At 68.4% G+C, this 24307-nt stretch carries 23 protein-coding genes and 1 pseudogene; 4 read left to right on the top strand and 20 right to left on the bottom strand.

What is annotated here, in order from left to right; genetic code table 11:
• Window positions 1–6: 6 nt before the first annotated feature.
• From der to xerD, 7 genes are all read right to left on the bottom strand, one after another.
• The gene (gene der / locus JK358_RS08015) at window positions 7–1419 is read right to left on the bottom strand and encodes a ribosome biogenesis GTPase Der (RefSeq protein WP_201945141.1); all 1413 of its coding nucleotides are present in this window, start codon (window positions 1417–1419) and stop codon (window positions 7–9) included.
• Window positions 1416–2084 (bottom strand): (d)CMP kinase, encoded by a 669-nt coding sequence (gene cmk / locus JK358_RS08020; protein WP_201945252.1) that lies wholly within the window; start codon window positions 2082–2084, stop codon window positions 1416–1418. The genes der and cmk overlap by 4 nt, the downstream gene beginning before the upstream one ends.
• Before the next feature lie 65 nt (window positions 2085–2149).
• Entirely contained in the window at window positions 2150–3832 is a 1683-nt protein-coding gene (locus JK358_RS40595; protein ID WP_372440635.1) for a pseudouridine synthase, read from the bottom strand.
• Between the two features lie 12 nt (window positions 3833–3844).
• Entirely contained in the window at window positions 3845–4552 is a 708-nt protein-coding gene (gene scpB / locus JK358_RS08030; RefSeq protein ID WP_372440642.1) for an SMC-Scp complex subunit ScpB, read from the bottom strand.
• Between the two features lie 166 nt (window positions 4553–4718).
• On the bottom strand, window positions 4719–5603 hold the full coding sequence (locus tag JK358_RS08035; RefSeq protein WP_201945255.1) for a segregation and condensation protein A: 885 nt from the start codon (window positions 5601–5603) through the stop codon (window positions 4719–4721).
• A 239-nt stretch (window positions 5604–5842) separates the two neighbouring features.
• The gene (locus JK358_RS08040) at window positions 5843–6739 is read right to left on the bottom strand and encodes a ParA family protein (RefSeq protein ID WP_307817387.1); all 897 of its coding nucleotides are present in this window, start codon (window positions 6737–6739) and stop codon (window positions 5843–5845) included.
• Window positions 6740–7141: 402 nt separating this feature from the next.
• Complete coding sequence (gene xerD, locus JK358_RS08045; protein ID WP_201945143.1) at window positions 7142–8065, bottom strand: site-specific tyrosine recombinase XerD; 924 nt, start codon at window positions 8063–8065, stop codon at window positions 7142–7144.
• A 116-nt stretch (window positions 8066–8181) separates the two neighbouring features.
• On the opposite strand from xerD, the gene JK358_RS08050 reads away from it, so the two are divergent.
• Window positions 8182–8622 carry a pyridoxamine 5'-phosphate oxidase family protein gene (locus tag JK358_RS08050; protein WP_201945144.1) on the top strand — a complete coding sequence of 147 codons (441 nt, stop codon included), beginning with the start codon at window positions 8182–8184 and terminating at the stop codon, window positions 8620–8622.
• A gap of 57 nt (window positions 8623–8679) precedes the next feature.
• Here the strand turns inward: JK358_RS08050 and JK358_RS08055 are convergent, their stop codons facing one another.
• From JK358_RS08055 to steA, 4 genes are all read right to left on the bottom strand, one after another.
• On the bottom strand, window positions 8680–9336 hold the full coding sequence (locus JK358_RS08055; protein WP_307817374.1) for an NUDIX domain-containing protein: 657 nt from the start codon (window positions 9334–9336) through the stop codon (window positions 8680–8682).
• A gap of 123 nt (window positions 9337–9459) precedes the next feature.
• The gene (gene pyrG / locus JK358_RS08060; RefSeq protein WP_201945145.1) at window positions 9460–11181 is read right to left on the bottom strand and encodes a CTP synthase; all 1722 of its coding nucleotides are present in this window, start codon (window positions 11179–11181) and stop codon (window positions 9460–9462) included.
• A gap of 76 nt (window positions 11182–11257) precedes the next feature.
• A complete protein-coding gene (locus JK358_RS08065; RefSeq protein WP_201945146.1) occupies window positions 11258–12178 on the bottom strand; it encodes a copper transporter in 921 nt (306 codons plus the stop codon).
• A 6-nt stretch (window positions 12179–12184) separates the two neighbouring features.
• The gene (gene steA / locus JK358_RS08070; RefSeq protein ID WP_201945147.1) at window positions 12185–13396 is read right to left on the bottom strand and encodes a putative cytokinetic ring protein SteA; all 1212 of its coding nucleotides are present in this window, start codon (window positions 13394–13396) and stop codon (window positions 12185–12187) included.
• Window positions 13397–13565: 169 nt separating this feature from the next.
• On the opposite strand from steA, the gene JK358_RS08075 reads away from it, so the two are divergent.
• Entirely contained in the window at window positions 13566–13985 is a 420-nt protein-coding gene (locus JK358_RS08075; protein ID WP_201945148.1) for an SRPBCC family protein, read from the top strand.
• Window positions 13986–14051: 66 nt separating this feature from the next.
• On the opposite strand, the gene JK358_RS08080 is transcribed toward JK358_RS08075, so the two are convergent.
• Together JK358_RS08080 and JK358_RS08085 are read right to left on the bottom strand one after the other, a co-directional pair.
• Window positions 14052–14294: a hypothetical protein gene (locus tag JK358_RS08080; protein ID WP_201945149.1), complete on the bottom strand. Its 243-nt coding sequence runs from the start codon at window positions 14292–14294 to the stop codon at window positions 14052–14054.
• Window positions 14295–14314: 20 nt separating this feature from the next.
• Window positions 14315–14731: an ester cyclase gene (locus JK358_RS08085; RefSeq protein ID WP_201945150.1), complete on the bottom strand. Its 417-nt coding sequence runs from the start codon at window positions 14729–14731 to the stop codon at window positions 14315–14317.
• A 42-nt stretch (window positions 14732–14773) separates the two neighbouring features.
• Between JK358_RS08085 and JK358_RS08090 the strand changes: the two genes are divergently transcribed.
• Window positions 14774–15421, top strand: coding sequence for a TetR/AcrR family transcriptional regulator (locus tag JK358_RS08090; RefSeq protein WP_201945151.1), 648 nt, complete (start codon window positions 14774–14776; stop codon window positions 15419–15421).
• On the opposite strand, the gene JK358_RS08095 is transcribed toward JK358_RS08090, so the two are convergent.
• The 5 genes from JK358_RS08095 to JK358_RS08115 form a co-directional block, all read right to left on the bottom strand.
• Window positions 15384–15902: a hypothetical protein gene (locus JK358_RS08095; RefSeq protein WP_201945152.1), complete on the bottom strand. Its 519-nt coding sequence runs from the start codon at window positions 15900–15902 to the stop codon at window positions 15384–15386. The two genes, JK358_RS08090 and JK358_RS08095, sit on opposite strands and share 38 nt — an antisense overlap.
• A gap of 101 nt (window positions 15903–16003) precedes the next feature.
• The gene (gene recN / locus JK358_RS08100) at window positions 16004–17776 is read right to left on the bottom strand and encodes a DNA repair protein RecN (RefSeq protein ID WP_201945153.1); all 1773 of its coding nucleotides are present in this window, start codon (window positions 17774–17776) and stop codon (window positions 16004–16006) included.
• Window positions 17754–18758, bottom strand: coding sequence for an NAD kinase (locus tag JK358_RS08105; protein WP_201945154.1), 1005 nt, complete (start codon window positions 18756–18758; stop codon window positions 17754–17756). The genes recN and JK358_RS08105 overlap by 23 nt, the downstream gene beginning before the upstream one ends.
• Window positions 18755–19684, bottom strand: a complete 930-nt coding sequence (locus JK358_RS08110) for a TlyA family RNA methyltransferase (protein WP_201945155.1) — start codon at window positions 19682–19684, stop codon at window positions 18755–18757. Before JK358_RS08110 ends, JK358_RS08105 begins: the two co-directional genes overlap by 4 nt.
• 1 nt (window position 19685) lies before the next feature.
• Window positions 19686–19892: a hypothetical protein gene (locus JK358_RS08115; RefSeq protein ID WP_232850854.1), complete on the bottom strand. Its 207-nt coding sequence runs from the start codon at window positions 19890–19892 to the stop codon at window positions 19686–19688.
• Between the two features lie 205 nt (window positions 19893–20097).
• Between JK358_RS08115 and JK358_RS08120 the strand changes: the two genes are divergently transcribed.
• Window positions 20098–20853, top strand: coding sequence for a class I SAM-dependent methyltransferase (locus tag JK358_RS08120; RefSeq protein ID WP_201945157.1), 756 nt, complete (start codon window positions 20098–20100; stop codon window positions 20851–20853).
• Window positions 20854–21018: 165 nt separating this feature from the next.
• Here JK358_RS08120 and JK358_RS08125 read toward each other — a convergent pair whose 3' ends face one another.
• Entirely contained in the window at window positions 21019–21930 is a 912-nt protein-coding gene (locus JK358_RS08125; protein ID WP_201945158.1) for an HAD-IIA family hydrolase, read from the bottom strand.
• A 351-nt stretch (window positions 21931–22281) separates the two neighbouring features.
• Window positions 22282–23154: pseudogene (locus tag JK358_RS08130) on the bottom strand (hypothetical protein); the annotation flags it as partial.
• Window positions 23155–24307: the final 1153 nt, after the last annotated feature.

The raw sequence follows: 24307 nt of genomic DNA on the forward strand, positions 1-24307 counted from the left end.
ACCGATTTACTTCTTGCGGTCCCGCTTCTCGCGGACGCGCACGTTGACGCGGACCGGGGAGCCGTCGAAGTTGAACTCCTCGCGCAGCTTTCGCTCGATGAAGCGGCGGTAGCCTGCCTCGAGGAAGCCGGTGGTGAAGAGGACGAACGTCGGCGGGCGGGTGGACGCCTGGGTGGCGAACAGGACTCGGGGGAGGCGGCCGCCGCGCATGGGGGGCGGGGTGGCGGCGATGACCTCTTTGAGCCAGTTGTTCAGGCGGCCGGTGGAGATGCGCTTGTCCCAGGATTCCAGGGCGGTTTCCATTGCGGGGACGAGCTTTTGGACGGCGCGGCCGGTGTGGGCGGAGATGTTGACGCGCTGTGCCCAGCGGACCTGGACCATTTCGCGGTCGATCTCGCGCTCCAGCATTTCGCGGCGGTCCTCGTCGACCAGATCCCACTTGTTGTAGGCGATCACGAGGGCGCGGCCGGTTTCGGCGACCATGCTGATCACGCGCAGGTCCTGCTCGGTGATCGGCTCGGAGGCGTCGATGAGCATGACCGCCACCTCGGCGGCCTCGATGGCCGACTTGGTGCGCAGCGAGGCGTAGAACTCGTGGCCGCTGGCATTGCCGACCTTGCGGCGCAGACCGGCGGTATCGACGAACTTCCAAGGCTTGCCGCCCAATTCGACCAGCGAGTCGACCGGGTCGACAGTCGTGCCCGCCACATTGTGGACGACCGAGCGCTCCTCACCCGACAGCTTGTTGATCAGGCTGGACTTGCCGACATTCGGCTTGCCGACCAGCGCCACCCGGCGCGGGCCGCCGTGCAGGCCCGAATCCTCACGCGGGGTTTCGGGCAGCACCGCGAGCACATCGTCGAGCAGGTCACCGGTACCACGGCCGTGCGCGGCCGACACCAGGCGCGGCTCGCCGAGACCCAGCGACCACAGCTCGGCGGCATCGGCCTCGAGCTTCTGGTTGTCGACCTTGTTGGCGACCAGGATCACCGGAGTCTTGGAGCGGCGCAACACCTTTGCCACCGCTTCATCGGTGGAGGTCGCGCCGACGGTCGCGTCCACGACCACCAGAATGGCGTCCGCGGTGCGCATGGCGACCTCGGCCTGCCGGGCCACCGACTGCTGCAGCCCCTTGGCGTCGGGCTCCCAGCCGCCGGTGTCCTGCACCAGGAAGCGGCGACCGGCCCAGGTGGCCTCATAGGAGATGCGGTCGCGGGTCACGCCCGGGATGTCCTCGACCACCGCTTCGCGGCGGCCCAGAATCCGGTTCACCAGAGTGGATTTGCCGACATTCGGGCGGCCGACGATGGCCAGCGTGGGCATCGCCACATGCTCGGCATCCTGCTCACCCTCGAATTCGGCGATCTCCCAATCGGTTTCGTCGCTCCAGATGCCGTCACCTGCGAAGGTGTCCGTCACTGCCCGCCTCCTGCCGAAATCTGCTGTGCCACAACCCGGTACAGCTCGTCGATGACCTCGTCCTTGTTCAGGTCGCTGGTGTCCACCAGGATCGCGTCCTCGGCGGGACGCAGCGGGGACACCTTGCGCGTGGAATCGAGGTTGTCGCGGCGCTGCACATCGGCCAGCACCGCCTGATAGTCGTCGCCCCGGCCCTCGGCGATGTTCTGGGCATTGCGACGCGCAGCGCGCGCCTCCGCGGACGCGGTCAGGTAGATCTTCACATCGGCGTCGGTCAACACCACCGTGCCGATATCCCGGCCCTCCACCACGATCCGGCCCGAGGTCGCGGCGATATCACGCTGCAGCGCGACCAACTGGTCACGCACCTCCGGCACGGCCGACACCGCGGACACCGCCTTGGTGACCTCGTTGCCGCGGATCTCCGAGGACACATCCTCACCGTCGAGCAGGATGACCTCCCGGCTCGGATCGGTGCCGATGGTCAACGGCAGCTCCTTCACCGCCACCACGATCGCGGCCGCGTCGTCCAGGTCCACGCCGCTGCGCAGCACACGCAGCGTCGCCACCCGGTACATCGCGCCGGTATCGAGATAGCGGGCCTCGAGACGGGTCGCCAACAGGCGCGACACACTCGACTTGCCGGTGCCCGACGGGCCGTCCATGGCGACGACCAGCGACGCACTGCCGGTCAGCGCGCCGGTCGCGTCGATCAGACTTCCCACACCGTTCACAACGACACCGCCTCGTAAAGCTTCCCGATTTCGTCACGGCCCAGCGCACGCAGCGTGCCCGGCCGCTGATCGCCCAGTGCGATCGAGCCGATATGAGTCCGAACCAGCGCGGTCACCGGGTGACCGACACCCGCCAGCAGGCGGCGCACGATGTGCTTGCGGCCCTCGTGCAGGACCACCTTCACCAGCGACTTGCCATTGCCGACCTCGAGCACCACGAACTTGTCGACCTTCGCGGGGCCGTCCTCCAGCTCGATGCCGTCGCGCAGCTGCTTGCCGACGACGCGGTAGTCGACCTCGCCGTTGACGGTGGCCAGGTAGGTCTTGGAGACCTCGTAGGAGGGGTGCATGAGGCGGTGCGCCAGCTCGCCGTCATTGGTGAGCAGCAGCAGGCCCTCGGTGTCGGCGTCCAGACGGCCGACGTGGAACAGACGCTGACCGGCGGTGACCCGTTCCGCGACGATATCGCCCACGCAGGGGCGGCCCATCTCGTCGGACATGGTGGACTGCCAGCCCTTGGGCTTGTTCAGCGCCAGGTAGACCTGCTCGTCGCGGACGACGACACGCACGCCGTCGACGCGGATGACCGCGGTCTCCGGGTCGATGCGCAGGCCCTGCTCACGCACGATCACGCCGTCGACCTCGATGCGGCCGGAATCGATCATCTCCTCGGCCGCGCGGCGCGACGCCACACCGGCCTTGGCGAGCACCTTCTGCAAGCGCTCACCCTCGCCCCAGGGGAGCTTCTTCAGCTCCTTGTTCTCGGGGACCTCGACGTTCTGGCGACGCGCGGGCTTGGCATTGCTCAGCAGCACCGACGCGGGGGCACTGCGATCCGGCTTCGGCTGCTGCTTCTTGGCCTTGGGCGACGTGGTCGCCGCGAACGGACGGCCACCGCCGATCCGGCCGCGATCGGCATTGCGGTCGTGCCCGAAACCGGCGCGATCGGGACCATATCCGGTGCGGCCCTGCGTGTTTCGCGAATCACCGGTACGGCCACCGGCCGCACCGCGACCCTGTCCACGCGAGTCGGAACCACCGCGCGAGCCGCCACGCGAACCGTACGAATCCGAACCACCGCGCGAGCCGAAATCTCCACCGCGCGAACCGAAATCGGAGCCGCCACGCGAGCCGCTGCCACCGCGGGACGGCGCCCCGCCGCGACCGCCCGCGTTGCCACGCGAACCGCCGAAGGAGCCCGACCCGCCGCGCGAACCGCCGAAGGAGCCCGACCCGCCGCGCGAGCCCGCGCCACCGCGCGAACCGCCGTAGGAATCAGAGCCGCCGCGCGAATCCGAGCCGCGCGAACCGCCGTACGATCCCGAGCCGCCCCGGGAGCCGCCCCGGGAGCCGCCGCCGCGCCCGCCGTCACGGGAATCCGAGCCGCGCGAACCGTACGAGCCGGAGTTGCCGCGCGAACCATACGAATCGGAGCCGCCGCGCGAGCTTCCACCGCGCGAGCCGCCGTAATTGTCGGAGCCGCGCGAGCCGCCGTAGGCTCCAGCGCCGCCGCGCGAGCCGTACGAATCGGCGTTGTCGCGCGATCCCCCATACGAGTTGCCGCCGCGGGCTCGATCGGACCTGTCGGTCCGGCCGCGGGCGGGGCGCGAACCGCTGGACGGTTCGCCTCCACGTTGTCTACGTTCCGGTGTGCCATCTCGGCGAGCGGGTGTATTCACGTTGTCCTAGTTTCAATCCTCGGTGCCGAGGTCGATTGTGGCCTCGGCCGGCTTTTTCAGCCTGGTGTACCTGGGGTCCGTGTCCAGGCTCTCGTTGATCTCGTCGATCAGGTCGACGCCCGGGAGCAGCGGCGCCAACGCCGGTAGATCCGACAGTGACGCAAGACCGATCCGTTCCAGGAACAGTTCGGTCGTGGAGTACAAAGTGCCGTTGGTCTCCGGGTCCGTTCCGGCCTCCGCGATCAGCCCCCGCGCCAGCAGGGTTCTGATCACGCCATCCACATTCACTCCGCGCACCGCACTCACACGTGCTCGGGTAACCGGTTGACGATAGGCGATCACCGCCAGGGTTTCCAAAGCGGCGCGAGTGAGCTTCGAACGTGCGCCATCCAAAAGCATACGTTCCACATAGGGCGCGTATTCCGTGCGCGTGTAATACCGCCACCCGTCCCCCACGAACCGCAGATCCATCCCGCTGCGCCGCGCGGTCAACTCCGCCGATATCTCCCGCAGCGCCGTCTCCACCTGGATCGGATGCGAATTCAACGCCGACGCCAGCATCTCCGCCGGCGCGGGGGCGTCCACCACGAGCAGCATCGCCTCGAGCGCCGAGCGGAATTCCTCCTCGCTCAGCTCCTCGAGCTCGTCCTCCTCGGTGAGCGAACTCTCATCGTCGGCGGCGTCACCCGAGCCCGCTGCCTCCGCACCTTCGGTGACCAAGCTCTCATCCCCCGCGACCACATCGGCGAGGGAGTTCTCCGGGAGGGCCGCGACCTCTTCCACCACCACAGCTCCCGCACCGGCGAGGTCGGGGGTGGCAGGGTCGACGGAGGCGGGCGTGGGGTCGGCGGGACCCTGCGCATCGTCGTGCACGTCGTGGTCCGCCTCACTCACCGTAATCCTCCTCGATGGTTATCGGCGCGTCGGCCGGTTGGTCCGCCAGCTCCCCGATCCAGCTCACCGACAGCGGGCCCAGGGGGTCGGGCTGATCGAATTCGATCGTCTTGCCGCGATACAGCTCGAGCAGGGCCAGGAAGCGGGCGACGATCTGAACCGGGGTTTCGCAGTCGGCGATCAGTTCTTTGAAGGTCGTCCAGCCACCGGCGCCGCGACTCTTCAGCATCTCCAGGACCAGGGCGGCCTGTTCGGCCACCGAAATGGCGTGCTGGTGAATGTGATCCAGCCCGACCCGGGGTGTGGGACGGGGCCGGAAGGCAGCGGCGGCGACCTGGGCGAAGCCTGCTGCATCAACTCCCAGCGTAACCTCGGGCAACAGTTCCAGGTAGCGATCTTCCAGGGAAACCGCGCGCGGATAGCGCTGCAGGGCGGCGGCTTCGAGTTCGCCGAGGAGTTCGGCGACCTGTTTGAAGGCGCGATACTGGAGCAGGCGCGCGAACAGCAGGTCGCGGGCCTCGAGGAGTTCCAGATCCTCCTCGTCGGTGACCTCGCCGGAGGGGAGCAGCCGTGCGGCCTTCAAGTCCAGCAGAGTGGCTGCGACGACCAGGAATTCGGTGGTCTGGTCGAGGATCTTGTCGGCGCGCAGGCCCTGTTCGTCGGACAGGCTCGCTGTCAAAGCCTTGGTGTAGGCGATGAATTCGTCGGTCACCTTGTGCAGGGCGATCTCGGTGACATCGAGGCGGCGCGAACTGATCAGCTGCAGCAGCAGGTCGAAAGGACCCTCGAAATTCGCCAGCCGCAAATGAAACTTGCCCGCTTTGTCGGAATCATCCGCCGCCGCAGCCGCACTCGGCGCAGCCCCAGCGGCCACCATGTCCGCCACCACCGAATTCGGCGCGGCGCTGTCCTGCGAATCGGCCGCGTCGCCCAGCGATTCGTCAGCGTCGAGGACCTCGTCGCCATCGATGATGCTCGTCCGGGGAGCCGCGGGGTACGCGGCGCCCGCGATGTCGCCGATGATGCCGCTCCACGGCGGAGGGGTGGCGCGGCCTCCCGGCGCGCCGGAATTCGCGCCCGCCGGGTCGTGCTCGGGCGCCTGCTCGGGGGAATCGCTCAACGGCCCGACCGGTGGATGACTTCCCGCGCCATGGCCCGATAGGCTTCCGCGCCACCGGATTTCGGCGCCCAGGTGGTGATGGGCTCACCCGCGACGGAGGCGTCCGGGAAGCGGACGGTTCGCGCGATGACGGTGTCGTACACGAGGTCGCCGAACACCTCGACCACGCGCGTCATGACCTGACGCGAATGCAGCAGACGGGCATCGAACATGGTGACAACGATGCCGTACAGGGTGAGAGCGGGGTTCAGGCGGTCCCGCACCTTCTCGACGGTGTCGTTGAGCAGGGCCAGGCCGCGCAGTGAAAAGTATTCGCACTCCATGGGAATGATGACACCGTCCGCACAGGCGAGCGCGTTCACGGTGAGCAGGCCCAGCGACGGCTGGCAGTCGATGAGGATGTAGTCGTAGCGGCTGCGTAGGGGCGCTAGCGCACGGCCCAGGGTCTGCTCCCGGCCGACCTCGTTGACCAGCTGGATCTCCGCCGCCGACAGGTCGATATTGCTGGGCAGCAGGTCCATTCCGTCGACCTTGGTGTTGATCAGCACATCGTCGACGCCGACCTTGCCATTGCTGGTGAGCAGGTTGTGCACGGTCATATCGAGATCGTGGTGCGCCACACCGAGACCCGCCGACAGCGCGCCCTGCGGATCCAGATCCACCAGCAGCACCCTGCGCCCGTATTCCGCCAGCGCCGCACCGAGATTGATGGTCGAGGTGGTCTTGCCCACCCCGCCCTTCTGATTGCACATGGCCACGATCAGCGCGTCACCCGTGCGATCGGGCTGCGGCGGCTCCGGAATATCCCGCAGCGGTCGCCCGGTCGGACCGAGTTCCGCGCTGTCGGTCGCCACATCGGGCGCTTCCCACAATGTTTGCGCGGCGGTTTCGATCCGCTGGCCCGCACCACCGGCTGTCGTCACGTCCGCTGCTCCTTCGACGTTCCTGCCCTTGATCGTCCACCGGTGGTGCCGGCGAACGACGCGCCCGGCCGCGCGTGCGGCCCGGTCCCATTAGACGCTACCGTCTGCCAGCGCAAGACCAACGCTCGGACACGCACTGTAAACCTGCACTTCAGACCTAGAAATCGCGCCGCCGACCGGTTGCGTCACTGATCGGAGGCGCTTTCTCCTCGTAGTCCTACGGGATTGCCCCATTCTGCTGCCACGCCCCGCCGTCGGCGGGAATACGCCGGAATCCACCTCGATCCGCCTGGTGAACGCCTCGCCCTGCGATTCGCGGAACTGGCTGTGCGACAACAGATCCTGTTGCCCGCCGACACCTGCGACAGTCGATCACCGGGCGCGCGGATGCGCGGTGGCCCAGACCTCGTGCAGCGTGCCGACCGTCACCAGCGTGTAGATCTGGGTGGTGGTGACCGAGGCGTGGCCCAGCAGTTCCTGGACCACACGGACGTCCGCGCCACCGTCGAGCAGGTGGGTGGCGAAGGAGTGACGCAGGGTGTGCGGGGAGACCTGGGCGGCGATTCCGGCGCGGTCCGCGGCGGATTGCAGGGTCTGCCAGGCGGACTGGCGGGATAGTCGGCCGCCGCGGTGGTTCAGAAACAGGGCGGGGTTGCCTTTGCCGCGCGCGGCCAGGGCGGGCCTGCCCCGGACCAGGTAGGCATCGAGTTCGGCCAGGGCGGGGCGGCCGATGGGGACCATGCGCTGCTTACCGCCCTTGCCGTGCAGGACAACCGCGCGCTCGGCGGTGTCGATATCGTCCACATCGAGCCCGACCAGCTCCGAGATCCGAGCGCCCGTGGAGTACAGCAGCTCCAGCAGCGCCCTGTCCCGCAGGCCCCGGGGGCCGTCCGCGGCATCGCCGCCCGCTGCCTCCAACAGGCGCGAAACCTGCTCGTACGGGAGCGCTTTCGGCAATCGCCGGGCCGGGGTGGGCGGCTTCACCGGGTGCGCCACATCGGCCTCGGCGATACCTTCGGCGGCCGCGAAGCGATGCAGGCCGCGCACGGCGACCAAGGCCCGTGCCGCCGAACTGGCCGCCAGCGCCGGATGATCCGCATCCCCCGCGCGCAGCGCCACCATGAAATCCCCGATATCGGTTTCGGCGACCTTCGCCAGCGTCTCGACGCCCCGCTCCCCCAAGAACTTCCGATACCGCGCCAGATCCCGCCGATAGGCGGCAAGGGTATTGCGCGCGGCGCCGCGCTCGACCGTCAAATGGTCGAGATAGGCGTCGATCTGCCGCTTCAGCACCACGCGTTCCCATGCACGCGTGCCATCATGGCAGCCCCCACCGACAACCCCGCCTCCCGAAACACCGCAGGCCACATCACGATCCCGGTTCTGTCGGTGCCCTCTGGCACCCTGACGTCATGGCAACGTGGCAGGAGTTCACGACCGAGGCACCCGAGTTGGCCGCCCAGGTGCGACAGCGCTTCGAGGCCCACAAAACCCACGTCCTGGCGACACTGCGCCGCGACGGCTCCCCCAGGGTGAGCGGTTCGGAGGTCACCTTCATCGGCGTGGACCTGATGTTCGGTTCCATGCCCGCCGCCCGCAAAGCCCATGACCTACTACGCGACGGCCGCTGCGCGATCCACGCCCACCCGGCTGACGGTGACGCCAAAGTGACAGGTGTCGCGAAGGAGATCACCGGGCCGGAAAAGGCCGAACTGGGTTCACCCGTGGGCGTCCACGACTTCCGCCTCGACCTCACCGGCGCGACCCTCACCACCGTCGACGAAGCCGGCGAACTCCTGATCATCCAGCACTGGCGTCCAGGCTTGGGCATAAAGGTCACCCAACGCCGCTGAGGTGCGGCGGAACGGTCTGCCGCCGACGGTGATTCGAGTGCGCTCGGGGCCCAGCGGCTACCGCCGAGCTGCTTTGCGGTCGAGGAAGGCCGTGGGCATGCCCGGCCAGGGTGCGTCCGCTGGACGGAGCTTCGCCCCGGTGGACCGTGCCGTGCTGAGGGCCAGGATGCCCGCGACGGCGGTGGCGTTGGTGATCTCACCGGCCAGAGCCGCCTGTACCGCGTCGTCGAGCGGCATGCGCACGATTTGGATATCCGCCTCTTCCAATTCGGGGTCGGGGCGGTCGGTTTCGTAGAGATCGGAGGCCAGGTACACGCGCAGGGCCTCGTCGGTGAAGCCCGGGGACAGCGCCACATCGACCAGCACCGCCCATTCGCGGGCCGCGAGACCGGTTTCCTCGGCGAGTTCGCGCTCGGCCGCCTCGAGCGGATCCTCGCCCTGCTGGTCGAGCAGGCCGGCGGGCAGCTCCAGCAGGCGACGCCCGATCGGATGCCGGTACTGGTTGATCAGCACCAGATTGCCGTCCGCGTCCACCGCGACCACCGCGACAGCGGCATGGTGCTCGATCACCTCGCGCTCGGCGACCCGGCCGCCGGGCATGACCACCTGATCCAGCCGCAGGGCCAGAATCGCACCGGAGTAGACCGTGCGGCTGGACACGGTATCGAACACGTGCGTACCGGGCGCTGATTCGTTCACGTCGGAAGATGCCACCGGGAAACCGTAGCGCGCGGGAGTTCGCCGCCTCGGGTACGGGCAAACGAGTTCCGGTTCCGGCGCTCTCGACACACGGAAGGCCCGGACGCTGGGAGCGTCCGGGCCTTCCGGCAGATGCGGTCAGCTCTTGGCTGCCTCGGCGACGGGGATCTCGTTCGGGATCTCCACCGGAAGCTGTTCGGCGGCCTTGTATTTCAGCGACGCGCCGACCAGGGCCGCGAACAGCGGGTGGGGGCGGGTCGGGCGGGACTTCAACTCCGGGTGGGCCTGGGTGGCCACCAGGAAGGGGTGCTTGTCCTGCGGGTACTCCACGAATTCGACCAGGTGGCCGTCCGGGGAGGTGCCGGAGAACTTCAGGCCGCTCTTGGCGATCTTGTCGCGGTAGGTGTTGTTCACCTCGAAGCGGTGGCGGTGCCGTTCGGAGACCTCGGTCTCGCCGTAGGCCTGGGCCACGACGGAACCCTTCTCGAGGACCGCCGGGTACGCGCCCAGGCGCATGGTGCCGCCGAGATCGGCTTCACCGGCCACGGCCTGCTCCTGATCGGCCATGGTGGAGATGACCGGGTACTTGACGTCGGGCTCGAACTCGGTCGAGTTGGCGTCCTTGAGACCGGCCGAGCGGGCCGCCTCGATCACCACGCACTGCAGGCCCAGGCACAGGCCGAGCAGCGGGATGCCGCGCTTGCGGGCGTAGCGAATGGCGCCGACCTTGCCCTCGATACCGCGGATGCCGAAGCCGCCGGGGATCAGGATGCCGTCGACGTCCGAAAGATGCTGCTGCGCACCGGCGTCGGTCTCGCACTCGTCGGACTGCACCCAGCGGATGTTGACCTTGGCGCGGGCCGCGAAACCACCCGCGCGCAGGGCCTCGGTAACCGATAGGTAGGCGTCCGGCAGGTCGACGTACTTGCCGACCAGCGCGATGGTGACCTGCTCGCGCGGGTTGTGCACGCGGTCCAGCAGATCGCCCCACACGGTCCAGTCCACGTCCCGGAAGGGCAGGCCGAGGCGGCGCACGACGTAGGCGTCGAGGCCCTCGCGGTGCAGCACCTTCGGAATGTCGTAGATGGACGGCGCGTCCGGCGTCGAGATGCAGGCGTCCACATCCACGTCGCACATGAGCGCGATCTTGTTCTTGAGCGGCTGCGGCACCTCACGGTCGCAACGCAGGATCAACGCGTCGGGCTGGATGCCGATATTGCGCAGCGCCGCCACCGAGTGCTGGGTCGGCTTGGTCTTGAGCTCGCCCGACGGGCCGAGGAACGGCACCAGCGTGACGTGCAGGAAGAAGCAATTGTCGCGACCCACCTCGTGGCGGATCTGCCGCGCCGCCTCCAGGAACGGCTGCGACTCGATATCGCCCACGGTGCCACCGATTTCGGTGATCACCACGTCGGGGGTCTGCCCGTGCAGATCGGGCGCCGCCATGGCGAGAATCCGGTACTTGATCTCATCGGTGATGTGCGGAATCACCTGCACCGTGTCGCCGAGGTATTCGCCGCGCCGCTCCTTGGCGATCACCTTCGAATACACCTGGCCGGTGGTCACATTCGCGTCGCCCGACAGATCGCGGTCGAGGAAGCGTTCGTAGTGACCCACATCGAGGTCCGTCTCCGCGCCGTCCTCGGTCACGAACACCTCACCGTGCTGGAAAGGATTCATGGTGCCGGGATCGACGTTCAGGTACGGATCCAGCTTCTGCATCGTGACGCGCAACCCGCGCGACGTAAGCAGCTGACCGAGGCTGGAGGCGGTCAGGCCCTTACCGAGTGAAGAGGCGACGCCGCCGCTGACGAAGATGTGTTTCGTGGCCGCGCGCGCCGGAATCCGTGAATTACCCACGGGTCTTCACAGTAACACGGATTTCCGGGGCCTCGGAGTGCCACGCGCACCGGTTGCGGATGAATGGCTGGTTCTGTCAGCGCGGCATGGCCGCGACTGTGAGCGAGGTCGCCCGATCGCCCGTCCCGTATCGCCCGGTGCCGCCGTTCAGCTGCTCGGTGAGCCCGAGCACAGTGGTGATCCGCCCGATCTCGTGATCCACATTGTCGACGGTGGTGACCGTTGCCAGCGGTGCTTCCGAGCGCGCGACCGCGATCGGCCCGTCGCCTTCGGCCGCCCCGTAGCGACCCGCCAGCACCACACCCGCACTGTGCGCCCGCAGCCCGCCGGCGAATCGGGCGATGATGGTGCCGCGGTTGTTCTCGCCGGCGCGGGCACCGTCGCCGGCGACCACGACGGCCAGCTGCGCGGGCTTGACGTCACCGAAGGTGAGGAAGCCGCCGCCGCGCAAGGTCTCCAGCGCCAGACCGCGTTCCTGGTCGCTCCCGCGCTGCTGCCCGCTCACCGGATCGGCCAGCAGCGCCTGCCCGAGCAGATCCCCGGCCAGCGAACCCTGGTCCGCCGCATCGACTTTCAACTGCGCGCCCGCCGGGACGACATTGACCAGCGTGGTCCGCAGCCGGTCCGCCTCGGAGGAATCGGTGAATGCGCCCGTCAGTCCGACCCGCCCGGTCACCGTCGCCCCGGCGGTGGTGAGCGCGGCGCTGACCGCGTCCGCGTCGGCGGTGTCCACCTCGGGCGTGGTGAACACCAGGACGGTGCGATTGGCGAGACTGCCGGTCAGCAGCTTGCCCGCCGCACCGGCCAGGAAGGTGTCGGCAGCCTTGACCTGCTCTGCGAGCCTGGCGTTTTCGGCCGTCAGCGCATCCAGCCGCTGCGTCTCCCCCGCCCCGGCGAAGAGCCCGTCACCGTGCGTGCGCGCACCCAGCACCACGCCGACCGCGAGCGCCAGAAAGACCGCCGCAAGCGAAATGGCGTGCTGGCGAATGGAAATCATGCGTCCCTACCTGTGCTGGTCGAAGAATCCCGAAACCCATGCGGAGAAACGATCCCAGGTGTCGGCCGCCGAGGCCACCAGTTCCCCGCCCATGTGCGTGGCCAGCAGCGCGACGATCAGCGCCACCAGCGCGGCCAGCACCACGAGTGCGATGGCCCACCCGTTGCCGCGGTGCCGGTACAGCGACGCAACGGCTTTCGCGTCCATGAGCTTGGTGCCCATCTTCAACCGGGTGAGGAAGGTGGCCGGATTCGAGTCGCGCCGACCGCGATCGAAGAAATCGTCGAGGGAGGCGGCCGCGCCGACGGTCACGATGAGCGAGGCCCCGTGGTGATCGGCAAGCAGCAGAGCGAGATCCGCGGGCGCGCCCGAGGACGGGAAGGTGGTGGCCCCGATGCCCAGATCCTGGATGCGTTCCAAACCCTTTGCGTGCCCGTCGGTATCGGCGGGCAGGATCACCTCGGCACCGCACTTGAGCGTGGTGGCGGTGATCTCCTCCGGATCGCCGACGATCAGATCGGGGCGATATCCATTGCGCATCAAGGTATCCGCGCCCCGGCCGACGCCGATGAGGACCGGCGCGTACTCCTTGATGAACGGCTTGATCCGCTTCAGATCCTCGGCGTGATCGGGTGCGTCGGCCACGATCACCACATGCCGCTTCTTCATCTCCAGCACGACGTCCGGCACACCGATTCCGTCTATCAGCAGCGAACTTTCGGTGCGGATGAACTCGATGGTGTTGCCCGCGAAGGCTTCCAGATGATCGGCCAGCCCGTTGCGGGCCTCGATCATGCGCTCGGCGATGCCGGCCTCGGTGAGCTCGATGCCCTCGACCAGGGCCTCGGGTTCCTTCTTGGAGAGCTTGTCGGCGTAGACGATGCCCTCGTCCACCCGGACCTTGGCGCCATCCTTGATCTTGGTGAAGACGTCGGAGCTGACCGCGTCCAGCAGCAGGATCCCATTGGCCACCAGAACTTCCGGCCCGAGATTCGGGTATCGCCCGGAGATCGAGGGCGAGGCGTTGACCACGACGGCGACCCCGGCCTCGACGAGCCGGTCGGCGGTGAGCCGGTCCAGGTCCATCTCGTCCAGCACCACCACGTCACCGGGTCCGACGCGCTGCAGCAGACGCCTGGTGTTGCGGTCGACCCGGGCCATCCCGGTGATTCCGGGCAGCGTTTCGGTGGTACGCGACAGCAGGGCCAGCATCTTCATAACGATCGATGATTACCGCAAACTCTCAACCAATGGTGGAGGCGCGCCGCAACATGCTCCCCATTCGTCACAGTGATGCCAGATTTCACCGGGGATGTCCATTTCGGGCCATGAGATAAATCGGCACCGGCTCTATCTCCTTACCGGCCGGTAAGGATATGCTCACGACATGGTCAGCACCACGGTCGATACGGTCCTTCCCGCCCCGCGCGAGGTCGTCTACAAGCTCTTCAGCGAGCGCGACAGCCTCAACGGCAACCTGCCCATCCAGGTCAAGCTGAAGAAGCCCGGTGCGGGCATCCCGTCCGGCGTCGGCGCCCAGTACGTGCTCGGCGTGGCCGGACTCGGCATCACCGAGGAGACCACCGAACTGGTTCCCAACGAGCGCATGGTCTACCGCGTCATCGCGGGCGCGCCGGTCAAGCGGCACGTCGGCACCATCGTGTTCAGCGACGCGCCCGGCGGCACCCGCGTGGTCTACACCATGGAGTCCGAGCCGAGCCTGCCCGTACCGGGCAAGGTGCTCGAGATCGGACTGCAGGGCCTGATCAAGACCCTCATCGGCGGCGTGCGCAAGGCCGCCAAATAGGCTCCCCCGCTACCTGATCCGGGCCGGTCGCGTCTGTCGCGACCGGCCCGGACCCGTGTCGGGGACCTACTTCGGCACCACGGTCCAGTTACCCGGGCCGCCGACGCAGTCGTAGTCGTTCCACTCACCGGCGTCGATACCGCGATTGCCGCGGCTGAGGCATTCGCTCTCCTGCGTGAAAGGGCCGCGATCGCCCTGCTGGGCGAAGGCCGCGCTTCCGGTGTTCGGGACCGCCGCCGCGGTTCCGGCGAAACCGGCGGCAAGGCCACCGGCGAAGACCACGGCAGCCACCAGTCTCGTACGCATCATGTTCAAAGGCTCTCTTTCGGTTACTGTGCGGGGGCGAGCTGCTGCATGATGGCGGCCATATCGAGCCAGACCTGCTCGCGGCTCATGCGGCCGTCTTTCAGATCGCAGACGTGCAGGATCCGGAAGTCGACGGGGCGGTTGCCGCCGGGGATGCCCAGGAACATGCCGGTTGCCCGGCCGTACCAATGGGATTCGTCGACGAAGAAATCCGCACCGTAGTAACGGCGGGTGGTCTCCAGCTTCTCCTCGGTGAGGCCGTCGAAGAGCTCGAGGTAGCGCTGCACGATGGCCTCGCGGTCGGTGAGCACCCCCCGCGGGTCACCGACCACCTCGTGCTCGACGCCCTCGGCGAGGGTATCCATGATGGCTTTCACATCCTTGTCGTGCTCGGCGGCTGCGTGCCGGGCGAACAAGGCGTCTATCTCGTCCCTAGTCATGATGACTTCCTCCTTTTCACGAGACAGTGCTATCTTCGTGAGATGAGTGTCTCACGTCAAGAGAAATTTCTCACGAGTGGTCGTCAGAATCAGAAGCAGAGAACCCGTGAGGCACTCCTGGACGCGGCGGTGAACCTGGCCCGCGACGGGCGCTCCCCCTCCATCGCCGAGGTCGCCGACGCGGCGCGCGTGTCACCGGCCACCGCGTATCGGTACTTCCCCAACACCGGTTCGCTGTGGGCCGATGTGGCCAGCAGGCAGATCACCCACTCCCGCGAATACCCGGACCTGCTCGAATCCCTGTCCGGCACAGCCGAAGAACGCATGGACACCGTCGTCCGGACCACCGCCGACATGCAGCTCGCGGACGAAACCGTCTGGCGCACACTGCTGCGCGCCGCACTCGACCAATGGTTCGATCAGCTGGAGGTTCCCGAAGCCGACCGAGTACCGGTGCGGGGGAACACCCGGCTGGAGATGGCGCGAATCGCCGTCTCCCCCTTGGCCGATCGACTATCCCCCGAACAGCTGGACCGGCTGACCCACGCGCTCACCATGGTGTACGGGATGGAGGCCATCGTCACCGCACGCGATACCTGCGGCCTGGACGCCGAAACCACCACCGAGACCATGAGCTGGGCGGCGCGGGCACTCATTCGCGCGGCACTCGCCGAGGCCGACCAGCTCTGACCACCATTCCCGCCGCCAGCAGGGTATAGGCGGTGATGATCAGGATCCGCACCCAGTTGGTGTCCATATAGCGGACATAGGATTCGTGCGGGCTGCCGTCCGCACGCCACACCGATCCGGCGGCGCGAACCTCCTCGGCCCAGCTGCCCCACAACCAGATTCGCGATACGAACACCGAAAGCTGCAGCAGCAGAGTGGTTCCGATCAGCCACGGCGCAACGCCGCGCGGGCGCAGCCAGAGCAGCAGCATCGAGCCGACGACCCCCAGCACACCGGCGGGGATGACGGTCAGATCCGACAGGCGCTCATAGCCGGAGTCGAAGTCGGCCATCCGCGCGGGATCGACGAAACGCAGTGCGCGATGGTGCATATGCGTCATCCACGCCAGACCCGCGGCGAACGCGCCCGCGGTCGCCGTCAGCACCAGTACGGGAAAAGCCCAGCGGTCCTTCATGGATACCTCACCGAGTCGTCGAGCCACTGCCCGCAACTCTGGCAGCGCCGACCGGATGAGACATCCCGCCGCAGCACGAATCGGGCGTACTCCCGTGGGAGTACGCCCCGATTCGTGCGAGCGGCGGATCAGCTTGCGGCCGAAACCTTCTCGGCGTGCGCGGTGGTGAGCAGCTCCCAGGCGTGCGCGCGACCGGTCTCGGTATCGCCCATACCCGCGAGCATGCGGGCCAGCTCGATGATGCGCTCGTCCTGGGTGAGAGCGCGGACACCGGAGTTGACGCCCTTGCCGTCGTCCACCTTGTCCACCACCAGATGCGTATCGGCGAAGGCGGCCACCTGCGGCAGGTGCGTCACCACGATCACCTGGTGGGTGCGCGCCAAACGGGCCAGGCGGCGGCCGATCTCGACGGCGGCGCGACCGCCGACACCGGCGTCCACCTCGTCGAAGACCATGGTGGTGCCGTGCTCGGAGCTCGCCAGCACGACCTCGAGGGCGAGCATGATGCGGGAGAGCTCACCACCGGAAGCGCTCTTGCTCAACGGCAGCGGCTGCGCGCCGGAATGCGCGGCCAGGCGGAATTCCACATCGTCCACGCCGGTGGACCCCGCGTGCAGTTCCTTGCCGTCGATGGTGAGCGGCGCGGAATCCTGGACGCCCGCGAGCATCGGACCCACCACGACCTCGAGCCGCGCCCGGCCCATGGCCAGACCGCCGAGTTCGGCGCTCACCGCCGCGGCGAGCTTGCCGGCGGCCTTGGTGCGGGCCGCCGTCAGCTTGCGGGCGGTTTCACGGACCTTCTCCGCGCTCGTCTCGACCTCGGCGGACAGCGCGGCCAGCGCCTCCTCGGAGACGTCGAGGGAGGCCAGGCGGGTGCGGGCCTCGTCGGCCCACTTGATGACGCCGTCGATATCGGGTGCGTACTTGCGGGTGAGCGTCTTCAGCTCGGCCTGGCGGGTGAGCATGGACTCCAGCGCGCCCGGATCGGACGGCAGATCCGAAAGGTAGGAGCTGAGCTCGGTGGTCAGGTCGACCACGACCGAGATGGCATCGCCCAGGCGCGGGCCGAGGGCGGTCAGCGCGGGGTCGTCGGAGGCTTCGATGCGGGCGCGGGCGGTGCCGAGCAGATCCAGCGCGCCGGAATTCTCACCCGGGTTGTCCGCGGGGCCGGCCAGTGCGTCATGGGCCGTCGACGCGGCCTCACGCAGCGAATCCAGATCGGACAACCGGCGCACTTCGGCGACGAGGTGTTCGTCCTCACCGGGTTCCGGTGCGACGGCGTCGATCTCGTTGAGCGACTGGGTGAGATGGTCGGCTTCCAGCGCCAGCTCCCGGCTGCGGGCGGTGCGCTCGAGCAGCTGATTGCGGGCATCGAGCCAGGTCTTGCGCGCCTTCTGATATTTGCGCAGCAGCGAATCGACACTGTCCGAAGCGAATTGGTCCAGCGCGTGCAGCTGCTGGTCCGGGCGCTGCAGGCGCAGCTGATCGTTCTGACCGTGCACGGTGAGCAGCGGGGTCGTGAAATCGCCCAGGACCGAGGCGGGCACGCTGCGACCGCCCAGATGCGCGCGGGAACGACCGTCGCTGCCGACGGTGCGCACGGCGATGATGCTGCCGTCGTCATCGGGTTCGCCGCCGGTGGATTCGAGCACCCCTTCGGCCTCGTTGCGGGCGCTGTCGTGCACCTCGGCGGTGGTGAAGCGGCCCTCCACCACCGCACGCTGCGCCCCGAGCCGCACCCGGCCCGGATCGGCGCGGGCGCCACTGAGCAGGTGCAGGCTCGTCACCACCATGGTCTTGCCCGCACCGGTCTCACCGGTCAACACAGTCAAACCTTCATGGAATTGCGCGGTGGCGGTGGAAATTACGCCCAGCCCGTCAATCCTGATCTCTGTCAGCACTCGTGCTCTCCATCCGCCGTCGGCCTCGCCAGCCTGTCACGGGTAACTGGAATTTGCGCACCATCCGATCGGCGAACGGTGCGGAGTCTAGTCGTACCCAGCGCACCGGTTCGGTCCCGCGGACCGCTTCGACCCGGCCGCCCCGCGGCAGTGCGAGGGTGCGTCGGCCGTCGAGGAAAACTATCGCATCGTGGCCCGTGGCAACGGTTTCCACCGCGATCAGCGAATCAGGGCTGGTCACGAGGGGTCGTGCGAACAGGGCATGGGCATTGCTCGGAATCACCAGCAGGGCTTCGAGTTCCGGCCACACCACCGGGCCGCCCGCCGAGAAGGCATAGGCGGTGGAGCCGGTGGGAGTGGCGATCAACACGCCGTCACAGCCGAAGGAGGAGACCGGACGGCCGTCGACCTCCAGCACCACCTCCAGAACGCCCATGCGCGTGGCGTTCTCGATACTGGCCTCGTTGAGCGCCCAGCCGCGTTCCACCACCACATCGTCGACCTGCACGCAGACATCGATGGTCATACGCTCTTCCAGGGTGTAGTCGCGGCGGACCACCTGGGACAGCGCGTCATCGAGATGCTCCACCTCGGCCTCGGTGAGAAAACCGATGCGGCCCAGGTTGATTCCCAGCACCGGCACGGACGCGTCGCGGGCCAGTTCGGCCGCGCGCAGGAAGGTGCCGTCACCGCCGAGGGCGAGGACCATCTCACAGCCCACCGCCGCACCGGGACCGTGCTCCATCACCCGCACCGGGTATCCGTCGGCCTCGCCGGCGTCATCCAGATCGAAACGGGTGCTGTACGCCTCGTCCTCGAGGACGCGCAGCCCGATACCGGCCTCGTCGAAGATCTTGGCCACCCGATGCGCGGTCTCGGTGATCTCCGACCGACCCGGATGCGCGACCAGCAGAATCTCGCGGGCCCGCCGTTCGGCCTGCCCGCCGCCGAGCGCAGTCCACTCGCTCTCAGGCGCGTTCACTGCGGACCCTCCTCCACCGCGCGTTCGATCAGCGCCGCAACCCGCGCTTGTTCATTCGCATCGTAGGCGTACTCGGTGACAGGTTCACCGCCCACCGCCTCGAGCACCACCCCGGCGGGCGACGCGGGCGCGCCACCGTCGGCGGTGTGCGGCTCCGCACCGGCCGCCGGATTCGCGACTTTCCGCAGCCACAGGAAGAATTCGACATTCCCCGACGGACCGGGCAGCGGACTGGCGACCGCGCCGAGCGTGCGCAGCCCCTGCCGGGCCGCGGCCGCCGCGACATCGCGCACCGCCTCGGCCCGCAGCGCCGGATCCCGCACCACGCCACCGGATCCCAGCCGCTCCTTGCCGACCTCGAATTGCGGCTTCACCATCGGCAGCAGATCGGCGCCCGGCAGACAGCAGGACGCGAGCGCGGGCAGCACCAGGCCCAGGCCGATGAAGGACAGGTCCGCGACCACCAATTCGACTGGGCCGTCGATGAGTTCGGGCGTCAGCGCGCGGACGTTCGTCCGATCGAGCACGTGGACGCGCTCATCGTTCTGTAGTCGCCAGATCAACTGCCCGTAGCCGACATCCGCGGCCACGACCTCCTTCGCGCCCCTGGACAGCAGCACATCGGTGAAACCGCCGGTCGACGCGCCCGCATCCAGGCAGCGCCTGCCCGCGACGGTCACCCCCTGCGGCTCGAACGCCTCGAGCGCGCCCAACAGCTTGTGCGCTCCCCGCGAGGCCCACTGCACCTCGTCGGGTTCATCCCGCACCAGCAGCGGCGTACCCGTCTCGACCCCCGTGGCCGGTTTGGTGGCCACAGCTCCATTGATGAGGACACGGCCCGCGGAGATCAGCTCGACCGCATGCTCCCGCGATCGCGCCAACCCGCGGCGAACCAGTTCCGCGTCCACCCGTGCGCGCCTGGCCACCTCAGATCTTGTCCACCGTTGCCAGGCCCTGCACCAGCACATCGTGCGCCTGCTCCAGGATCCGGGCCCGCCGCACGATATCCGTGCCATCGGACACCGAATCCCGCGCGCCCGCCGCCAATTCGGCCAGCAACGCATCGACATCCGCCCTGATCCGCTCCGGATCGGCGAACTCCTGATTCGCACCCGCGAAATGCTGCCCCGGCATCGGAACCCCGGGACGGGGTCCCGGTACAGGTCCCTGTGCGGGCATAGGCGGGCGAGGCGTCGGCATATTCATCGTGGCGACAACGCTACCCGAACTCGCATTCGAACACACGTACCGTCCCGCCCACGAATACGGCCATCGGTCACCCGGTCAGCGCGCCGTGTTGCCGGAAAAGAACTTGCCCCGGTGTGCCAGCATCGAGCAAATGGACCGCAACTTCGAGGACCTGGTGGCCGAAGCGGCCGCGGCAGCAGTGGACGGATGGGATTTCAGCTGGCTGGACGGCCGCGCCAGCGAAGAACGACCCTCCTGGGGCTACCAGCGGCAGCAGGCGCGACGGCTCGCGACGGCACAGGCCGCGCTCGACATCCAGACCGGGGGCGGCGAAGTACTGGCCGAAGCCGAGGTGCTGCCGCCGACCATGGTCGCCACCGAGTCATGGCCGCCGAATATCGCCAAGGCGACGCGACTGCTGCATCCGCGCGGGGCAGTCGTGGTGGCCGATCCGGACGAACCGCCGCTGCCGTTCGGGGACTCAGCCTTCGATCTCGTCACGAGCCGGCATCCCGTCACCATCTGGTGGGACGAGATCGCCCGCGTACTGCGGCCCGGCGGCACCTACTTCGCCCAGCATGTCGGACCCGCCAGCGTTTTCGAGCTCGTCGAATACTTCCTCGGACCGCAACCGGAGGCACGCAGGGGACGCGATCCCGAGGTCGAGGCGGCCGGGGCGCGCGCGGCCGGACTCGAACTCGTGCAGGTGCTGCCCGAACGGCTGCGGATGGAATTCCACGACATCGGCGCGGTCGTGTACTTCCTGCGCAAGGTCATCTGGATGGTGCCCGGCTTCACCGTCGAGGGATACCGGGACCGGCTGTTCGACCTGCACTGTGAGATCGCCCGGAGCGGATCGTTCGTAGCGCATTCCAGCCGTACGCTTTTCGAAGCGCGAAAACCGTAACCTGCCTTCGGCACGACGAGACCACGACCGACGGACTGGCCGCGGCGCTCACCTCGAATCTGTCCGCTGCCTGCGGACATGTTCGCGGCCGGGCTGATCCTGCTGGTTCGATACCAGGCGCGGCACGAGTGTGGGACCGAGCGAACCCGCACCGGCCCAGACGATCTAGTCGTCGGCGGCCGGCGGGGCCGAGACGGGGATCGCGCGGCCGGGATGCTCGCGCAGGCGGGCGGCGATCTCGGCGGCGATGTCCTGTGCGTCCGCGGGGATCGGAGCCGTGTCGGCGACCGGATGATTCAGGGCGTCAAGGGAATCCGAGACATAGGTGGGGAGGCGGTCCGCGGGCTGGGTGCGGAGATCCTCCAGGGTGCTCACGCCGGTGAGAACCATGAGCGACTCCAGGCCCACCGTGTGCGCGCCGTCGATATCGGTGTTCAGGCGATCGCCGACGACCAGGGCGGAACGGGTCTTCGCGCGGGTCAGGGCATCTTCCATCAACGGGGCGAACGGCTTTCCCGCCACAATGGGCTCACGGTCCGACGCGGTGCGCAGGGCGGCCACCATGGAACCGTTGCCGGGCGCGAGACCGCGCTCGTTGGGCAGGGTCGCATCGGTATTGGCCGCCACCCACACCGCGCCCGCACGCAGGGCGTAGGCGGCCTCCGCCAGATCCGCCCAGGCGGTATTCGGGTTGTGGCCCTGGACGACACCCGCCGGGGCGATGCCGTTGAAGCGGCGGATGGCCTGCAGGCCAACGCATTCGATCTCGGCGACGAGGTCGTCGGTGCCGACCACCAGGACCGCCGAGCCCGGCGAGAGCTCGGCCGCGAGCAGGTGCGCGGCAGCCTGTGCGCTGGTCACCACCTCGTCCTCGGTGGCGGCGAAACCGAGATCCCGGAGATGGCCGGCGACGCCGAGCGCCGAACGGCTCGCATTGTTGGTGACGTACACCAGCCGCTGCGCATCCTCGGGAGCACCCGAAAGCGCCTCCGGCGCACCGGGAATCACCTCGTGGCCACGGAACAGGGTGCCATCGAGATCCAGCAGCAGTGCGTCGAACCGACTCCTCAGCCGCATGAGCACGCCCCTCTCACAACTCGTCGAATCCGCCGATGATCTCGCACCGACGAGTCCGAAAGGTGTCGGACCGATACCGGCCCGACACCGATTGACTCCGATTACCCTGCCTCGCAGCCGAATCCACGGCCACTCGCAGTCTTACGCGTCCTTGGCGGAGGTGGTGTCGGCGTCGGTCGCCGGGCTGTCGCCGGCCGCCGCGGCGTCGGCGGTCGCGTCGGAATCGGCGCTCACGTCGGCGTCGGCCGGATTGTCCTCGGCTTCGTCGTCCTCGTCACTGCCGTCGAACCAGTCGTCGGGATCGTCGGAATCCTCTTCGCCGTCATGGCTTTCCGGGGCGCCGCCCTCGGCCAGCTCGGCGGCACGGTCCTCGGCGTCGGTCTCGCCGTCATGGTCGGCGGAGGCCGCGTTCATGAACCAGGTGAGCGCCTCCTCGCCACGATCGGCGGCCAGGAGCGCCTCGGCGTAGGCGTAGAACAGGCGCGCGGAGGCCGAGCCGGTGCGGGACGGATCCAGTTCGGCGGTCTGCAGGGTCACCACGGCCTGGTCGTACTGGCCGAGATCCATGCGCGCGCCCGCCACCACAATGCGCAGTTCGGTGGCCTCGTCACCGGTCAGGGCGCGGGCCTCGTCACTGCGGCCGAGTTCGATGGCGCGCTCCGGACGGCCGAGACCACGCTCGCAGTCGGCCATGACGGCCAGCAGGCCGGAACCGCCGGACATGCGGCGCGCGGTGCGCAGCTCGGACAGCGCCTCGGCCCACTCACCGGCGTGGTAGGCGGCGACACCGGCGGTCTCCCGCACGACGGCGATACGGCCGGCGCGCTGACGGGCCGCGCGGGCATGCGCGAGGGCCGCCTCGGGATCCTCGTCGAGCAGCTGGGCCACCATCACCAGGTGACGGGCGACGGCCTCGGCATTGCTCTTGTCCAGGCTCAGCAGGTCGCGACGGACAGCCGGTTCGAGATCGGAGGCCTGCACGTCGTCCGGCAGGGCCGGCTCGTCCGGACGGCCCGAACGACGCTCGCCGCCACCGGTGCCCCGAGCGCCCTCGCCGCCCCGGCGGCGATCGTCACCGGAGAAGGAACGCTGCGGACGATCCGAGCCGGAACGATCCCGCTCGGGGCGATCGGAACGCTCGGACCGGTCGCGGTCGAAACCGCCCGCATTGTCGCGCTTGTCGCCGAAACCGCTGCGGCCGAAGCTCTTCCGGTCGTCACGGTCGCCACGGTCGCGGTTGAAGTCGCGGCCGCTCTCGCGGTCATCGCGGTTGCGGTTGGAACCACCCCGGTCATCACGACCACCGGAACGATCGAAGCCACCCCGGCCGCCCGCGCGATCATCGCGCGAACGGTAACCACCGCGGTCCTCGCGACCCTCACCGGAACGGTTGAAACCGCCGCGGTTGCTGTCACGGTCGTCGCGGTTGCGGTTGAAACCACCACGATCATCACGACCGCCGGAACGGTTGAAGCCACCACCGCGATTGCCCTCACGGTCATCACGAGAACGGTTGAAGCCACCATGATCGTCGCGGTTGCCGCTGTCACGGTTGAATCCGCCGCGATCCTCGCGGTTGCCGCCGTCACGGTTGAAACCACCACGACCACCGTCGCGGTCATCCCGGTTGCGATTGAAACCACCACGATCATCACGACCACCGGAACGGTTGAAGCCACCACCGCGATTGCCTTCACGGTCATCACGAGAACGGTTGAAGCCACCACGATCGTCGCGGCCTTCGCCGGAGCGGTTGAAACCGCCGCCACGGTTGCCGTCGCGATCGTCACGGGAACGGTTGAAGCCGCCGCGGTTGCCGTCGCGGCCTTCGCCGGAGCGGTTGAAACCGCCACCGCGGTTGCCCTCGCGATCATCACGCGAGCGGTTGAAACCGCCGCCGCGATTGCCCTCGCGGTCATCGCGGGAACGGTTGAAGCCGCCACGATCGTCGCGGTTGCCGCCGTCACGGTTGAATCCGCCGCGGCCGCCTTCGCGGTGGCCGCCGTCGCGGGAGAAACCACCGCGGCCGGCATTGTCGCGGTTGTAGCCGCCGCGATCGCGGCCGCCTTCGCCGCGGTTCCCGTTGTTGTCGCGATCACCGCGTCCGCCTTCGGCGCGCTCGCGATTGCCGAAACCGCCCTGGCCCGATCCGCTGCTACGGCGGAACGGTTTGCGACCGTCGTTGTGCTCCGACACGGTGATCCCTCTCTGTAAGTAGCTCTGCTGCCGTACCCGGCCGCGGCGCTGGCGCGCGTGAGGGTCGACGAGACGTTCCCGTCGACTCAAATTCAATCACGCGCGAACCGTGGAGCGTCCACGCGGTACCAGGTGGTGAAACGCGAAAAGGGGACCCAGATCTGGGTCCCCTTTTGCGAAG

It is taken from the genome of Nocardia acididurans (assembly GCF_016741815.1).
In the GTDB taxonomy this organism is placed as follows: domain Bacteria; phylum Actinomycetota; class Actinomycetes; order Mycobacteriales; family Mycobacteriaceae; genus Nocardia; species Nocardia acididurans.

Excerpts from the sequence above, each read along its gene's own strand:
- JK358_RS08085 (WP_201945150.1), bottom strand. The coding sequence starts at position 14,731 with ATGACTAGGGACGAGATAGACGCCTTGTTCGCCCGGCACGCAGCCGCC.
- JK358_RS08125 (WP_201945158.1), bottom strand. The coding sequence starts at position 21,930 with ATGCGGCTGAGGAGTCGGTTCGACGCACTGCTGCTGGATCTCGATGGC.
- JK358_RS08090 (WP_201945151.1), top strand. The coding sequence starts at position 14,774 with ATGAGTGTCTCACGTCAAGAGAAATTTCTCACGAGTGGTCGTCAGAAT.
- JK358_RS08115 (WP_232850854.1), bottom strand. The coding sequence starts at position 19,892 with ATGCCGGGGCAGCATTTCGCGGGTGCGAATCAGGAGTTCGCCGATCCG.
- JK358_RS08120 (WP_201945157.1), top strand. The coding sequence starts at position 20,098 with ATGGACCGCAACTTCGAGGACCTGGTGGCCGAAGCGGCCGCGGCAGCA.
- steA (WP_201945147.1), bottom strand. The coding sequence starts at position 13,396 with ATGAAGATGCTGGCCCTGCTGTCGCGTACCACCGAAACGCTGCCCGGA.
- JK358_RS08050 (WP_201945144.1), top strand. The coding sequence starts at position 8,182 with ATGGCAACGTGGCAGGAGTTCACGACCGAGGCACCCGAGTTGGCCGCC.
- JK358_RS08075 (WP_201945148.1), top strand. The coding sequence starts at position 13,566 with ATGGTCAGCACCACGGTCGATACGGTCCTTCCCGCCCCGCGCGAGGTC.
- JK358_RS08065 (WP_201945146.1), bottom strand. The coding sequence starts at position 12,178 with ATGATTTCCATTCGCCAGCACGCCATTTCGCTTGCGGCGGTCTTTCTG.
- cmk (WP_201945252.1), bottom strand. The coding sequence starts at position 2,084 with ATGGACGGCCCGTCGGGCACCGGCAAGTCGAGTGTGTCGCGCCTGTTG.
- JK358_RS08080 (WP_201945149.1), bottom strand. The coding sequence starts at position 14,294 with ATGATGCGTACGAGACTGGTGGCTGCCGTGGTCTTCGCCGGTGGCCTT.
- JK358_RS08035 (WP_201945255.1), bottom strand. The coding sequence starts at position 5,603 with ATGGTGGCCGCTGGGGCTGCGCCGAGTGCGGCTGCGGCGGCGGATGAT.